The sequence below is a fragment of the Cellulomonas fengjieae genome, assembly GCF_018388465.1.
GTDB lineage: Bacteria > Actinomycetota > Actinomycetes > Actinomycetales > Cellulomonadaceae > Cellulomonas > Cellulomonas fengjieae.
Map to the genome: position 1 here is coordinate 1,696,090 of NZ_CP074404.1, position 13,578 is coordinate 1,709,667.

Here is a 13,578-nt window from a genome sequence, read left to right on the forward strand (position 1 = left end):
ATGGCTGGTCAGGAACACGTTCGCCCGCGCCGCGAGGACGCCGAGCCGGACGACGGTCCGGACGCGCCCGTCCCGGCCGCGGCGAACGCCCAGTCGCGTGACGCCGAGGTGGACGCCCTCCTCGACGAGATCGACGACGTCCTCGAGTCCAACGCGGAGCAGTTCGTGCGCGGGTTCGTTCAGAAGGGCGGGCAGTGAGCGCCGATGGCCCCATCGACACCAGGTCCCGCCTCGTCATCGTCCGGGCGGTTGCCGCACGCGTTCACGACGCCCGGGTCCGCGTCGTTCGTCGACTTCCTGTCCAGCTACGCGCCCCAGCTCCTGCCGGCTGACCGGCCCACCGTGGACGTGCAGGCCCCGCACGGTACGACGATCGTCGCGCTGACCTTCGACGGCGGTGTCGTCATGGCCGGCGACCGCCGCGCGACCATGGGCTCGATGATCGCGAGCCGGGAGATCGAGAAGGTCTTCCCGGCCGACGAGTACTCGGCGGTCGGCATCGCAGGCACCGCGGGCCTCGCGGTGGAGCTGGTCCGGCTGTTCCAGCTCGAGCTCGAGCACTACGAGAAGATCGAGGGCAGCCTGCTGTCGCTCGACGGCAAGGCCAACCGGCTCGCGACGATGATCCGCGGGCACCTCGGCCTGGCGATGCAGGGTCTGGCCGTGGTGCCGCTGTTCGGCGGCTTCGACCTCGACCGCCGGCTCGGCCGCATCTTCTCCTACGACGTGACGGGCGGCCGGTACGAGGAGCACGACCACCACGCCGTCGGGTCCGGCTCGGTGTTCGCCCGCGGCTCGCTCAAGAAGCTCTGGCGCCCGGGCCTCGACGCGGCCGCCGGGGTCCGGGTGGCCGTCGAGGCGCTCGTCGACGCCGCCGACGACGACTCCGCCACCGGAGGGCCGGACCACACGCGCCGGATCTGGCCGGTGGTCGCAACCGTGACCGCGTCGGGCTACCTGCGCGTGCCCGACGACGAGCTCGCTGCCGTCGCCACGCAGGTCGAGCAGGAACGCCGGCGCACGCACGAGAGCCGCGGAGGTGCGCGATGAGCATGCCGTTCTACGTCTCGCCCGAGCAGCTGATGAAGGACCGGGCCGACTACGCGCGCAAGGGCATCGCCCGGGGGCGCTCGGTCGTGGTCCTGCAGTACGACGACGGCATCGCGTTCGCCACCGAGAACGCCTCGCGTGCCCTGCACAAGATCTCGGAGATCTACGACCGCATCGGCTTCGCGGCCGTCGGCAAGTACAACGAGTTCGAGAACCTGCGCGTGGCCGGCGTGCGGTACGCCGACCTGCGCGGCTACTCCTACGACCGCGAGGACGTGACCGCTCGCGGCCTGGCGAACGCGTACGCGCAGACGCTCGGCACGTCGTTCACCACGGAGTCCAAGCCGCTCGAGGTCGAGCTCGTGGTCGCCGAGGTCGGGCGGGAGGCGGCGGGCGACCAGATCTACCGGCTCGCCTACGACGGGTCGGTGACCGACGAGCACGGCTATGTCGTGATGGGAGGGCAGGCCGAGCGGCTCGGTGTGCTGCTGGCCGAGCAGTGGCAGGCCGGCCTCTCCCTGCCCGAGGTGCTCGCGCTCGCCGTGCGGACCCTCGGCTCCCCGACGGAGGATGGAGCGCAGCCCCGTTCCATCCCGGCGGCCCAGCTCGAGGTCGCGGTGCTCGACCGCACGCGGCCGCGCCGCACGTTCCGGCGGCTGGCCGGGCCGCTGCTCGAGGACCTGCTGGGCACGGACTGACGGCGACCGACTGACGGGCACGGCACGGGCCACGGAGGGGAGCACGGCGATGGACAGGCGGATCTTCGGCCTCGAGACGGAGTACGGCGTCACGTGCGCCGCCCAGGACGGGCGCGGGCTGTCGGCCGACGAGGTCGCGCGGTACCTGTTCCGCAAGGTCGTCGCGTGGGGCCGCTCCTCCAACGTGTTCCTGCGCAACGGGTCGCGGCTCTACCTCGACGTCGGGTCGCACCCCGAGTACGCGACGGCCGAGTGCGACGACGTGCGTCAGCTGGTCACGCACGACCGCGCCGGTGAGCGCATCCTCGAGGGACTGGTCGCGGACGCCCAGCAGCGGCTCGAGCACGAGGGTCTGCCCGGCAAGATCCACCTGTTCAAGAACAACACCGACTCCGCCGGCAACTCCTACGGCTGCCACGAGAACTACCTGGTGCGCCGGCAGGGTGACTTCTCGCGGCTGTCGGACGTCCTGGTGCCCTTCCTCATCACGCGCCAGATCCTGACGGGCGCCGGCAAGGTGCTCACCACGCCGCGGGGAGCGCTGTTCAGCCTGTCGCAGCGCGCGGACCACATCTGGGAGGCGGTCTCGAGCGCCACCACCCGCTCGCGGCCCATCATCAACACGCGCGACGAGCCGCACGCGGACGCGGAGCACTACCGGCGCCTGCACGTCATCGTCGGCGACTCGTCGATGTCCGAGACCACGACGATGCTCAAGGTCGGCACCACGGACCTGCTGCTGCGGATGATCGAGGCCGGCGTCCCGATGCGGGAGATGGCGCTCGAGAACCCGATCCGCGCGATCCGGGAGATCAGCCACGACCTGACCGGCATGCACCCGGTCACGATGGCGAACGGCCGGACGGTCACCGCGATCGACCTGCAGGAGGAGTACCTCACGCGGGTGACGGAGTTCCTGGCGTCCGAGGGGGGTCCGAGCCCCGAGAACAAGCAGGTGCTCGACCTGTGGGAGCGCGGGCTGCGGGCGATGCGCACCGGCGACCTGTCGCTGGTCGACCGCGAGCTGGACTGGGTCATCAAGTACCGGCTGATCGAGCGCTACCGCGCCAAGCACAACCTGGAGATGTCGGACGTCCGCGTGCAGCGCCTCGACCTGGCGTACCACGACATCTCGCGCACCGAAGGGCTCTACAACCTGCTGGCGGCCAAGGGTCTGGTCGAGCGGGTCACCACCGACCTCGAGATATTCGAGGCCACGGCGGTCCCGCCGCAGACCACGCGCGCCAAGCTCCGTGGCGACTTCGTGCGGGCCGCCCAGGACGCCCGCCGCGACTACACGGTGGACTGGGTGCACCTCAAGCTCAACGACCAGGCGCAGCGCACCGTCCTGTGCAAGGACCCGTTCCGCAGCGTCGACGACCGGGTCGACCGGTTGATCGAGTCCATGTAGCACGGCCCTGACAGCGTCGCGCCGTACAGTGTCACGCGTCCTGGCGGCCGCCGGGACGCGTGGAGCGTGGAAGGAACGACGTGCGACGACTGCAGGGCCGGGCACTGGTCGTTGTGCTGGCGGTAGCGCTGTTCAGCCTGGCGGGGTGCACTCCGCCCCCGTCGGAGCCGGCCGCGGTGACGGTGTCCGGTGAGCCCGGCGAGGCGCCGACCATCACCTACCTCACCCCGCTGCACGTCGACGTGACGCGGACCGAGCAGATCTGGCCCGGCACCGGTGCCGAGCTGCTCGAGGGGGCGCCGGTGCTCATCGACTTCTGGCTCGAGGACGCCACGGACGCCTCCCTGGTCAAGGAGAGCTACTCCACGAACCCGACGGCGATGCTGCTGACCGAGGAGGACCTCGGCACGGACCTCTACGAGACGCTGCGGGGCCAGAAGGTCGGTGCCCGCCTGCTGCAGGTGAGCCCGGGCAGCGGGTCCGGCGCGTCCGACTACCCGACGGTGACGGTCGTCGACGTGCTGCCCACCCGCGCCGACGGGCAGCCGGTGCCCGCGCGCCCGGACCTGCCGGCCGTGTCGCTGGACGCGTCGGGCGCCCCGACCATCACACCGACGGGGACGGAGCCCCCGGCGATCCTCGTCGGTCAGCCGCTGATCCGCGGGAACGGCGACCAGGTGGCGGCGAACGACGTGGTGACCGTGCAGTACACCGGCTTCGCGTGGACCACGGGCGAGGCGTTCGACTCGACGTGGACACACGGCCTACCCGTGTCGTTCTCCCTGCAGGACGTCAAGGCGTGGGCCGAGGGGCTCGTCGACCAGCCGGTGGGCAGCCAGGTGATGCTCGTGGTCCCGCCCGACTACGGACTCGGCGTGACCGCGAGCGAGGAGCTGGCCGGCCAGACGGTGGCCTTCGTGGTCGACATCCTGGCGACCGGGCACCCCGAGCAGGCCGGCAGCTAGCGCGAGGGCAGCACGGCCTCGATCGACGCGACGTCGTCCGGGTCCCCGTCGACCCGGACGTCCGCCGCCGTGCCCCGGCCGAAGAGGTAGAGGACGAGCTCCGCGACGGGACCGCGCACCACGACGGTGCCGTGCCCGGCACGGGGGGAGCGCAGGCGGTGCCGGATCCCGTCGTCGCGGACGAGCACGACGCCCACGGGCACGCCGCGCAGGCGTAGCCCCCCGCCCCGCACCAGCTGCGACCACAGGGCCGCGACGTGGTCCGGGTCGAGCTCACGCGCCGGCACGGGACCGCCCCCGCGACGCACGTCCTCCGTGTGCACGAAGAACTCGACGAGGTTCGCGGGCTCACCGGCCCACGAGATCGGGTGCCAGCGCGCGGGACCGTCCGCGACGCGCGCGACCAGGTCCCGGTACTCGCCGTCGGTCACGGCGCGGTCGGCGAGCCGCTCGATGGCCGCCTCCGCGCGGGCGGACAACGCCGGCACGGCGATCCCGAGGCCGACCACGGCGGAGCGCTCGCGGAGCACCACGTGCGCGGCGAGGTGCCGCGCCTGCCAGCCCTCGCAGAGGGTCGGAGCCTCGGGTGCCACGTCCAGGAGGGCCTGCGTCAGCTGTGCGCGCTCGATCTCGTGCCAGGTCATGCCCGCAGGATGTCACGGGGCGGCGCGCGCCGTGCCGTCGGGAAGCGCTCTCGTGCGTGAGAGGATGCGTCCCATCCCCGCAGCTCCACGGAAGGTCCTGTCGTGCCCACGCGAGACGAGCACCCCCGGTCGATGGCGCTCACGGGTTCCGTGCCGCGACGTGCCGCCCAGCTGCTCGGGCGAGGCCTGCGCGCCCACCCACGCACCTACGTCCTCGCCATCGGCACCTCGGCGCTGTTCGGCATCCTCACGGTGGCGGTCAGTCGCGTGCTGGGCGCGGTCACGGACCAGGTCGTCGTCCCGGCGATGGACGGCTCGAGCGCCGCGCGCGACCGCATCTGGCTGGCGGGGCTCGCGATCGCGCTCGTCGCAGTGTCGCTCTCCCTGGCCGTCGCGGCCCGCCGGATCTTCGCGGGGCGGGGCTTCGCGCTGATCCAGGAGGACCACCGCACCGCCGTCACGCGCCAGTACCTGCGGCTGCCCATGTCGTGGCACCGCCAGCACCCCACCGGGCAGCTCCTGTCCAACGCCAGCGCCGACGTCGAGGCCGCGACCTCGATCTTCAACCCCCTGCCGTTCGCCCTGGGTGTGGTGGTGATGCTCGTGGTCGCCACGGTCGAGCTGGTGCGCACCGACTTCTGGCTGGCGCTCGCCGCCCTGGTGGTCCTGCCCCTCGCCGTGATCGCGAACATCGTCTTCCAGCGCCGGATGTCGCCCGCGGCGATCCGTGCGCAGCAGCTGCGCGCCGAGGTCGCCGACATCGCGCACGAGAGCTTCGAGGCGGCGGTGCTCGTGACGTCGCTCGGCACGGAGGCGCGCGAGGAGGCCCGCTTCGCCGAGAAGGCGGCCCGGCTGCGCGACGCGAACGTGCGCGTCGGCGTGGTGCGGGCGCTGTTCGACCCGGTCATCGACCTGCTGCCGAGCCTCGGCACCCTGCTCGTCCTCGTGGTGGGCACCGTGCAGATCCGCGCCGGTCGCGTCGAGACGGGCGACGTCGTCGCGGCGGCGTACCTGCTCACGCTGCTCGCCGTCCCGGTGCGCGCGTTCGGGTGGGTGCTCGGCGAGCTGCCCAGGGCTCTCGTCGGCTACGACCGGATCGCCCGGGTCATCGACTCGCACGGCGCGCTGAGCGTCGGCAGCACGCCCTGGTCGCCCGTGGGCGGTGCGCGCGTCGAGCTGCGCGACGTCAGCCGGGCGGTCGCGCTGCCCGGCGGCGGGGAGCTGGAGCTGCTGCACGACGTCGACCTGGACGTGCCCGCTGGCCGGACCATCGCCGTCGTCGGGCCGACGGGTGCGGGCAAGACGACCCTGGTCTCGCTGCTGAGCCGGCTGTACGACCCGTCGCGCGGGTCGGTGCACGTGGATGGCCTCGACCTGCGGGACGTGCGTCCCGCCGACCTCACGCGGCACGTGGCGCTCGTCTCCCAGTCGACGTTCGTCTTCGAGGACACCGTGCGCTCGAACGTCACCCTCGCCGACGCCGGTGCACCCGGGGCGCCCGACGACGAGGCGGTGTGGGACGCCCTGCGGCTCGCCCGGGTGGACGACGTCGTCCGCGCGCTGCCGGGCGGCCTGGACGCCCCCCTCGGCGAGCGGGGTGCCAACCTGTCGGGCGGTCAGCGACAGCGCCTCGCACTGGCCCGTGCGCTGGTCCGCCGGCCGTCGGTCCTCGTGCTGGACGACGCCACCTCCGCGGTCGACCCGCGGATCGAGCAGGCGATCCTGCGCGGGCTGCGGGGCGAAGGCGAGGCGAGCAGCCCGACCGTGCTCCTGGTCGCCTACCGGATGTCGTCCGTCCTGCTCGCCGACGAGGTCGTGCACATCGAGGGCGGGCGGGTGGTCGACCGCGGCTCGCACGAGGAGCTCCTGGCGCGCGACGCCGGGTACCGCGAGCTGGCGACCGCGTACGAGCAGGAGACCGCGCGCCGCGTCGCCGAGGCCGCGGACGAGGAGGCCCTCGAGGTCGTGGAGGACCCGGCATGAGCGCGCAGCAACCCACCCACCGGTTCGCACCCGCCAGCACGCTCGGCGTGCTCGCCACGCTGCGCCGCGGCCTGCAGGTCTCACCCGAGCTGCTCGCCGGCTGGCAGGTCACGGTGCTCCTGGCCGTGGTCGCCTCGGTCGGCCGCGTCCTGGTGCCCATCGCGGTCCAGCAGACGGTCGACACGGGGATCCTCGCCGAGGGCGGCCCCGACGTGCCGCGTGTCGCGGCGCTCGCCGGGCTCGCCGCGCTCGGTCTGCTGATCGGAGCCGTCTGCTCGGCGTACGTCAACGTGCGCCTGTTCCGGTCCAGCGAGAGCGGCCTGCTCACGCTGCGCACCCGCGCCTTCCGGCACGTGCACGACCTGTCGGTGCTGACGCAGAACACCGAGCGACGGGGGTCGCTGGTCTCGCGGGTCACGTCGGACGTCGACACGATCTCGCTGTTCGTGCAATGGGGCGGGATCATGCTCCTGGTCTCCGTGCTGCAGATCGGGGTGGCGACCGTCCTGATGGCCGTCTACTCGTGGCAGCTGACCCTCATCGTGTGGGCCGGTTTCGTGCCGCTGTTCATCCTGCTGCAGCCGCTGCAGAAGCACGTCAACGCCCGGTACACGGTGGTGCGCGAACGGGTCGGCGCGATGCTGGGCGCGATCTCCGAGGCCGTCGTGGGCGCCGAGACGATCCGCGCGTACGGCGTCGCGGACCGCACGCAGGGCAGGATCGACGCCGCGGTGGCGGCGACCCGCTCCGCCATGGTCCGCGCCCAGAACCTGGTCGCCGCGGTGTTCTCGAGCGGCGTCCTCGTCGCCAACCTCGTCCTCGCGCTGGTCGTCGTGGCGGGGACCTACCTCGGCATCGCCGGGGAGATGTCCGTGGGCCGGCTGCTCGCGTTCCTGTTCCTGGTCCAGCTGTTCACGGGCCCCGTGCAGATGGCCACCGAGATCCTGAACGAGCTGCAGAACGCGGTCGCCGGGTGGCGCCGGGTGCTCGGCGTCCTCGAGACGCCGGTCGAGGTCGTCGACGCCGGGCCGGCCGGCGTGCCGAGCCCGCGCGGACCGGCGCACGTCGAGCTGCGGGGTGTCGGCTTCGCCTACCCCGACGGCCCACCGGTGCTGCGCGACGTCGACGTGGCCATCCCCGCGGGCACCTCGGTCGCGGTGGTGGGCGCCACCGGGTCCGGCAAGACGACGATCGCCAAGCTCGTCGCCCGGTTCATGGACCCCACCAGCGGGGCCGTGCTGCTGGACGGCGTCAACCTGCGGGACATCCCCGTGGCGGACCTGCGCCGCCGCGTGGTGCTCGTGCCGCAGGAGGGCTTCCTGTTCGACGGGACGCTCGCCCAGAACGTGGCGTACGGGCTGCGGCACGAGGACGGGACGACGGCAGCGGCGGACGACGACGCGCGGATCCGCGCGGCGATCGAGGCGCTGGGCCTGGACGGCTGGGTCGACGAGCTGGCCGACGGCCTCGACACCCCGGTGGGTCAGCGCGGTGAGTCGCTGTCCGCGGGGGAGCGGCAGCTCGTCGCGCTCGCGCGGGCCTACCTCGCCGAGGCCGACCTGCTGCTGCTCGACGAGGCCACCTCAGCCGTGGACCCGGCGACCGAGGTCCGGATCGCCCGGGCCCTGGACTCGCTCACCCGCGGGCGCAGCACCCTGACCATCGCGCACCGTCTCTCGACGGCCGAGGCCGCCGACACCGTCGTCGTCGTCGACGCCGGTCGCGTGGTCGAGGTGGGAACGCACGGTGACCTCGTCGCCCGCGGCGGCCACTACACCGCGATGCACGCCGCCTGGGTGTCCCAGACCCGCTGAGCGCGTGGACGGCTCCGTGCGGGCCTGCGCTGCGTGGCAGGATCGGGACCGTGTCCTCGAGTCCCGCACCCGCCCTCGACCCCGCCGTCGCCCGGCGCCTCACGCGTGACGACCGGGGGCTCGTGGCGGCGATCGTCCAGCAGCACGACACGCGCGAGGTCCTCATGCTCGGCTGGATGGACGACGAGGCGCTGCGCCGGACGCTGACCACGGGCCGCGTGGTGTTCTGGAGCCGGTCCCGCCAGGAGTACTGGCGCAAGGGCGACACGTCCGGCCACGCCCAGTACGTCAAGGCCGTGAGCCTCGACTGCGACGGCGACGCCCTGCTGGTCGAGGTCGACCAGGTGGGCGCCGCGTGCCACACGGGCGCCCGGACCTGCTTCGACGCCGGCGGGCCGCTGCCGGCCGCCGTCGGCGCGCGCCCCCTCGAGAACGGAGAACCGTCGTGACCGCCACCATCGTTCCCACCGACGTCGCCGCGGTCGAGGTCCCGTGGGGCGGCACGTGGCCCTCCCTCGACGGCTTCCGGACGCTCGCGCAGGACCGTCGGGTGATCCCGGTCGCGCGCCGGCTCCTCGCGGACGACGTCACGCCCGTCGCGCTCTACCGGACGCTCGCCGCGGGGCGCCCGGGGACGTTCATCCTCGAGTCCGCCGAGACCGACGGCACCTGGGACCGGTACTCGTTCGTGGGCGTGCACTCGCGCGCGACCCTGACCGTGCGGGACGGTTCCGCGGTCTGGGTCGGCGACGTCCCGGTCGGCGTGCCCACCGACGGCGACGTCCTCGACGTGCTCGGCCGGACCCTCGACGCCCTGCGCACGCCTGCCATCGCCGGGCTCCCGCCGTTGACCGGCGGGCTCGTCGGCGCCCTCGGGTGGGACATCGTGCGGCACTGGGAGCCGACGCTGCCGGCGAACGCACCCGACGAACTCGGCGTGCCCGAGCTGACGCTCCTGCTGGCCACCGACCTGGCCGTCGTCGACCACCACGACGGTTCCGTCTGGCTGATCGCGAACGCGATCAACTTCGACGGCACCGACGCGCGGGTCGACGACGCGTACGCCGACGCGGTCGCCCGGATCGACGCGATGCAGGCCGCCCTGCTGCGGCCAGCCGACCCGGCCGCCGCCGTGCTGGCCGAGGACCCCGAGCCCGAGCTGAGCTTCCGGTCCACGCGTGAGGAGTTCGAGGACGCGGTGCGCACCGGCCAGGACGCCATCCGCGAGGGCGACGTGTTCCAGGTGGTCCTGTCCCAGCGCCTCGACCTCGACTGCCCCGCGGAGCCGCTCGACGTCTACCGCGTCCTGCGGACCATCAACCCGAGCCCGTACATGTACTACCTGCAGCTCCAGGACGCCGACGGACGGGACTTCGCCGTGGTGGGCTCGAGCCCGGAGACCCTGGTGAAGGTGACGGCCGGCCGGGTCGTCACGTTCCCCATCGCCGGGTCACGGCCGCGCGGGGCGACCCCGGACGAGGACCGCCGCCTGCAGGACGAGGTGCTGGCGGACCCCAAGGAGCGGGCCGAGCACATCATGCTGGTGGACCTGTCCCGCAACGACCTGGTCAAGGTCTGCGAGCCGACGAGCGTCGAGGTCGTCGAGTTCATGGCGGTCAAGCGCTACTCGCACATCATGCACATCTGCTCGACGGTGGTCGGCCGGCTCCGTGAGGGGGCGACCGCCCTGCAGACGCTGGTGGCGACGTTCCCCGCGGGCACGCTGTCCGGGGCGCCGAAGCCGCGTGCGATCGCGCTCATCGACGAGATCGAGCCGGCCCGCCGGGGGATCTACGGCGGCACGGTCGGCTACTTCGACTTCGCCGGGGACATGGACATGGCGATCGCCATCCGCACCGCGCTGATCCGCGAGGGACGGGCGAGCGTGCAGGCCGGCGGCGGCATCGTCGCGGACTCCGTGCCGGCGGTGGAGTACCAGGAGTCGCGCGACAAGGCGGCCGCGGCCGTGCGTGCGGTGCAGGTGGCGTCCCGGCTCCGGCGGGCCGGCGGGTGACCGCTCCGGCACCGACGGCCCGGCGACGGGGACGTGGCCGGGCGGCGGCCCTGCTGCTGGTCCTCGCGGGCCTGACAGCCGTCGTGGCCGTGCCCACCTGGTTCACCACGACCGGCACCGACCCCCTGCGCGGGACGGTCAGCGTCGAGGTCTCCGGCACGCAGGTCGCACCGGCCGTGGTGGCCGGCGCCGTCGTGATCCTGGCCGCGGTCGCCGCCGTCGGCCTGGTCGGGCGCATCGGGCGGTGGTTCGTCGCCCTCGTGGTCGTCGCGGTCGGCGTGCTCGTGGTCGCCACGACCCTCGGCGTGACGACCGACCCGGTGGCCGCGGTGACGCCGTCGGTCGCGGCGCAGACCGGTGTCGGCCGCCTCGACGGGCCTGTCACGACCACCGTCTGGCCGTGGGCCGCCCTCGCGGTCGGCGTGCTCGACGTCGTGGCCGGCGCGTGGTTCGCCGCCGCCTCGCGGACGTGGTCGGGGCCGTCGCGACGGCACGAGACGGGACCCGCGGCCAGCGCGGTGCCCACCGGGCAGGCACCCGACGAGCGGTCCGACTGGGACGCCCTCAGCCGCGGCGACGACCCGTCCTGACGTGCAGCGGCGTACCGGGCTGGGCCCGGAGGGTCGGATAGGGTGGGCGCAGAACCGAGCACGAAGGGCAACTACTGATGGCTGACGACTCGCTGGCGCACCGCGCCCAGCACGCCACGACGACCGAGACGATGCACCTGCCGCCGAAGGCAGCACCGACCAACCACGGCAAGACGCTCGCCGCGTGGTTCACCACCTACGGCGTCATCATCTCGTTCACGATCGCCGCTCTGGGGGTCGCGTTCGCGCTCGCCTGGCTCTTCTGGGTCGGCATGGGCCTCGTCGTGGCGACCCTCGTGGTGGGCAAGGCGCTCCAGCTCTCCGGCCACGGCCAGGGCGGCGACAAGACCCGTGCCCGCCAGGCACGTTCCGGCGGGCACTGACCCGCACCAGCTTCACCGCCGCCCGCAGCGGGCGCGCGTCCGCGACCCAGGAGGACCCATGTCGACCCCCAACGAGCCGCAGAACCCGTACGGAGCCGGCGAGCCGCAGCAGCGGCAGGAGCCCGGCGCCGCCCCGCAGTACCCGGCCACGCCGCCGCCCAGCGCTCCCGGTGCACCGCAGTACCCCAGCGCCGGCGGGGCGCCGCAGTACCCGGCGGCGGCGCCGTACGGCCAGGCCCCGGGCGGCTACGGCCAGCCCGCACCCGGCTACGGCGCGACCTACCCCAAGAACAGCCTCGGCGTGTGGTCGCTGGTCCTCGGCATCGTGTCCTTCGTGCTGTCGTGCGGGCTGTTCACGGGCATCCCCGCGGTGATCGTCGGCAACAACGCGAAGAAGGCCGTCGCGCGCGGCGAGGCGAACAACGGCGGCATGGCCACCGCTGGCGTCATCCTCGGCTGGGTGGCCATCGCGCTGTCCGTGCTGGGCGCCATCCTCCTCGCCGTGCTCTTCTCGAACGCGGAGTTCCGCGACGCGTTCAACGAGGGTTACAACTCGAGCTACTGACATGGGGACCGTCCACGACGGTCCGCAGGTGCTGCCGACCGGCCCGCTCCCGCCCGACGCTCCGGCGTCGGGCGGGGCGGGCCGTCGTGCGTCGCTGACGGCGCCGCTGGTCGCCGGCGGCGTGGTCGTCCTCTCCACCATCCTGCTGGCGGTCCGCGACCCGCACGTCAGCGGCAGCTACGGCGCCTGCCCGCTGTACCTGGTGACCGGCCTGTGGTGCCCGGCCTGCGGCGGTCTGCGGGCGACGCACGAGCTCGCGCACGGCGACCTGGCCGGCGCCTGGGCGATGAACCCGCTGTGGGTCCTCGCCGTGCCGGTCGTGGTCGGGCTGTGGGTGCGCTGGGTGGGGCGGGCGTCCCGTGGGGGCCGGGCCGCACCTGCGCCGACCTGGGCGGCCTGGGCGCTGCTCGTGGCCGTCGTGGGCTTCGGTGTGCTGCGCAACGTCCCCGCGCTCGCCCCGGCGCTCGCGCCCTGACGACCGGGTTCGTCCCAGTCTGCGGCTTGTGGTCCGGGTCACTGCGCGGTCGTTCTACCATGTGCCACTGGACCAGCGGCCGCCTGCGACGGCGGCGCCGCCGGTCCGGAACCGACCGGGGGAGAAGGTGAGTTCTCGATGACCGTGCTGGATGACATCGTGGCGGGAGTCCGACAGGACCTCGCCCTGCGCGAGCAGGCCGTGCCGCTCGAGACGGTCAAGGAGCGCGCCCACCGCCGGGAGTCCGCGATCGAGTGCGTGGGTCGCCTGCGCGCCGAGGACGCCGTCCGGGTGATCGCCGAGGTGAAGCGGTCGAGCCCGAGCAGGGGTGCGCTGGCCACGATCAAGGACCCCGCTGCCCTCGCGGCCGAGTACGAGAAGGGCGGCGCCGCCGTCATCTCGGTGCTCACCGAGGAGCGCCGGTTCCACGGGTCGCTGGCGGACCTGGACGCGGTGCGTGCGAGCGTCGACATCCCGGTGCTGCGCAAGGACTTCGTGGTGACGCCCTACCAGGTCTGGGAGGCCCGCGCCCACGGCGCCGACCTCGTGCTGCTGATCGTGGCGGCCCTCACGCAGACCATCCTCGAGTCGCTCGTCGAGCGGGTGCACTCCCTGGGCATGACGGCGCTGGTCGAGGTGCACGACACCGAGGAGGTCGCCCGGGCCGCGGACGCCGGTGCCCGCGTGATCGGCGTGAACGCCCGGGACCTGCGCTCGCTCGAGGTGGACCGCACCACGTTCTCGCGGGTCGCCCCGGCCATCCCGTCGCACATCGTCAAGATCGCCGAGTCAGGGGTCCGCGGCCCGCACGACGTCATGGACTACGCGCGCGCCGGGGCCGACGCGGTCCTCGTCGGCGAGGCGCTGGTCACGGACGACGCCCCCCGCGAGTCGGTGGCCGACCTCGTGGCGGCGGGCGCCCACCCCTCGCTGCGGGCGGTGCGGCAGTGAGCGGTCGGCCGAGCGTCGACGCGCTGTCGGAGAAG

At 73.6% G+C, this 13,578-nt stretch carries 15 protein-coding genes; 14 read left to right on the top strand and 1 reads right to left on the bottom strand.

What is annotated here, in order from left to right; all coding sequences use genetic code 11:
- The 5 genes from KG102_RS07830 (at position 1) to KG102_RS07850 (ending at position 4,124) form a co-directional block, all read left to right on the top strand.
- A complete protein-coding gene (locus KG102_RS07830) occupies positions 1–198 on the top strand; it encodes a ubiquitin-like protein Pup (RefSeq protein ID WP_208290065.1) in 198 nt (65 codons plus the stop codon).
- A 6-nt stretch (positions 199–204) separates the two neighbouring features.
- Entirely contained in the window at positions 205–1,050 is an 846-nt protein-coding gene (gene prcB / locus KG102_RS07835) for a proteasome subunit beta (RefSeq protein ID WP_208213644.1), read from the top strand.
- The gene (gene prcA / locus KG102_RS07840) at positions 1,047–1,748 is read left to right on the top strand and encodes a proteasome subunit alpha (protein ID WP_208213643.1); all 702 of its coding nucleotides are present in this window, start codon (positions 1,047–1,049) and stop codon (positions 1,746–1,748) included. The genes prcB and prcA overlap by 4 nt, the downstream gene beginning before the upstream one ends.
- Before the next feature lie 49 nt (positions 1,749–1,797).
- The gene (gene pafA / locus KG102_RS07845; protein WP_208213642.1) at positions 1,798–3,159 is read left to right on the top strand and encodes a Pup--protein ligase; all 1,362 of its coding nucleotides are present in this window, start codon (positions 1,798–1,800) and stop codon (positions 3,157–3,159) included.
- A gap of 80 nt (positions 3,160–3,239) precedes the next feature.
- The gene (locus tag KG102_RS07850) at positions 3,240–4,124 is read left to right on the top strand and encodes an FKBP-type peptidyl-prolyl cis-trans isomerase (protein ID WP_208290064.1); all 885 of its coding nucleotides are present in this window, start codon (positions 3,240–3,242) and stop codon (positions 4,122–4,124) included.
- Here the strand turns inward: KG102_RS07850 and KG102_RS07855 are convergent.
- Positions 4,121–4,768: a TIGR03085 family metal-binding protein gene (locus tag KG102_RS07855; RefSeq protein WP_208213640.1), complete on the bottom strand. Its 648-nt coding sequence runs from the start codon at positions 4,766–4,768 to the stop codon at positions 4,121–4,123. The two genes, KG102_RS07850 and KG102_RS07855, sit on opposite strands and share 4 nt — an antisense overlap.
- Positions 4,769–4,900: 132 nt before the next feature.
- On the opposite strand from KG102_RS07855, the gene KG102_RS07860 reads away from it, so the two are divergent.
- From KG102_RS07860 to trpC, 9 genes are all read left to right on the top strand, one after another.
- Positions 4,901–6,751, top strand: coding sequence for an ABC transporter ATP-binding protein (locus KG102_RS07860; protein WP_208290117.1), 1,851 nt, complete (start codon positions 4,901–4,903; stop codon positions 6,749–6,751).
- The gene (locus KG102_RS07865; RefSeq protein WP_208213639.1) at positions 6,748–8,565 is read left to right on the top strand and encodes an ABC transporter ATP-binding protein; all 1,818 of its coding nucleotides are present in this window, start codon (positions 6,748–6,750) and stop codon (positions 8,563–8,565) included. Before KG102_RS07860 ends, KG102_RS07865 begins: the two co-directional genes overlap by 4 nt.
- Positions 8,566–8,615: 50 nt before the next feature.
- Entirely contained in the window at positions 8,616–9,014 is a 399-nt protein-coding gene (gene hisI / locus KG102_RS07870; RefSeq protein ID WP_208213638.1) for a phosphoribosyl-AMP cyclohydrolase, read from the top strand.
- Positions 9,011–10,579, top strand: a complete 1,569-nt coding sequence (locus KG102_RS07875) for an anthranilate synthase component I (protein WP_208213637.1) — start codon at positions 9,011–9,013, stop codon at positions 10,577–10,579. The genes hisI and KG102_RS07875 overlap by 4 nt, the downstream gene beginning before the upstream one ends.
- Positions 10,576–11,169 carry a Trp biosynthesis-associated membrane protein gene (locus tag KG102_RS07880; protein ID WP_208290063.1) on the top strand — a complete coding sequence of 198 codons (594 nt, stop codon included), beginning with the start codon at positions 10,576–10,578 and terminating at the stop codon, positions 11,167–11,169. Before KG102_RS07875 ends, KG102_RS07880 begins: the two co-directional genes overlap by 4 nt.
- A gap of 77 nt (positions 11,170–11,246) precedes the next feature.
- On the top strand, positions 11,247–11,552 hold the full coding sequence (locus KG102_RS07885; RefSeq protein WP_208213635.1) for an HGxxPAAW family protein: 306 nt from the start codon (positions 11,247–11,249) through the stop codon (positions 11,550–11,552).
- A 58-nt stretch (positions 11,553–11,610) separates the two neighbouring features.
- A complete protein-coding gene (locus KG102_RS07890; protein WP_208290062.1) occupies positions 11,611–12,117 on the top strand; it encodes a DUF4190 domain-containing protein in 507 nt (168 codons plus the stop codon).
- A 1-nt stretch (position 12,118) separates the two neighbouring features.
- Positions 12,119–12,592, top strand: a complete 474-nt coding sequence (locus tag KG102_RS07895; protein ID WP_208213633.1) for a DUF2752 domain-containing protein — start codon at positions 12,119–12,121, stop codon at positions 12,590–12,592.
- 138 nt (positions 12,593–12,730) lie between these two features.
- Positions 12,731–13,543: an indole-3-glycerol phosphate synthase TrpC gene (gene trpC / locus KG102_RS07900; RefSeq protein WP_208213632.1), complete on the top strand. Its 813-nt coding sequence runs from the start codon at positions 12,731–12,733 to the stop codon at positions 13,541–13,543.
- Positions 13,544–13,578 lie beyond the last annotated feature (35 nt).

What these genes read in the sequence shown, in the direction of transcription:
- pafA (WP_208213642.1), top strand. Translation starts at nt 1,798, where the DNA reads ATGGACAGGCGGATCTTCGGCCTCGAGACGGAGTACGGCGTCACGTGC.
- prcA (WP_208213643.1), top strand. Translation starts at nt 1,047, where the DNA reads ATGAGCATGCCGTTCTACGTCTCGCCCGAGCAGCTGATGAAGGACCGG.
- KG102_RS07885 (WP_208213635.1), top strand. Translation starts at nt 11,247, where the DNA reads ATGGCTGACGACTCGCTGGCGCACCGCGCCCAGCACGCCACGACGACC.
- KG102_RS07865 (WP_208213639.1), top strand. Translation starts at nt 6,748, where the DNA reads ATGAGCGCGCAGCAACCCACCCACCGGTTCGCACCCGCCAGCACGCTC.
- KG102_RS07860 (WP_208290117.1), top strand. Translation starts at nt 4,901, where the DNA reads ATGGCGCTCACGGGTTCCGTGCCGCGACGTGCCGCCCAGCTGCTCGGG.
- KG102_RS07890 (WP_208290062.1), top strand. Translation starts at nt 11,611, where the DNA reads ATGTCGACCCCCAACGAGCCGCAGAACCCGTACGGAGCCGGCGAGCCG.
- prcB (WP_208213644.1), top strand. Translation starts at nt 205, where the DNA reads ATGGCCCCATCGACACCAGGTCCCGCCTCGTCATCGTCCGGGCGGTTG.
- trpC (WP_208213632.1), top strand. Translation starts at nt 12,731, where the DNA reads ATGACCGTGCTGGATGACATCGTGGCGGGAGTCCGACAGGACCTCGCC.
- KG102_RS07855 (WP_208213640.1), bottom strand. Translation starts at nt 4,768, where the DNA reads ATGACCTGGCACGAGATCGAGCGCGCACAGCTGACGCAGGCCCTCCTG.
- KG102_RS07895 (WP_208213633.1), top strand. Translation starts at nt 12,119, where the DNA reads ATGGGGACCGTCCACGACGGTCCGCAGGTGCTGCCGACCGGCCCGCTC.
- KG102_RS07830 (WP_208290065.1), top strand. Translation starts at nt 1, where the DNA reads ATGGCTGGTCAGGAACACGTTCGCCCGCGCCGCGAGGACGCCGAGCCG.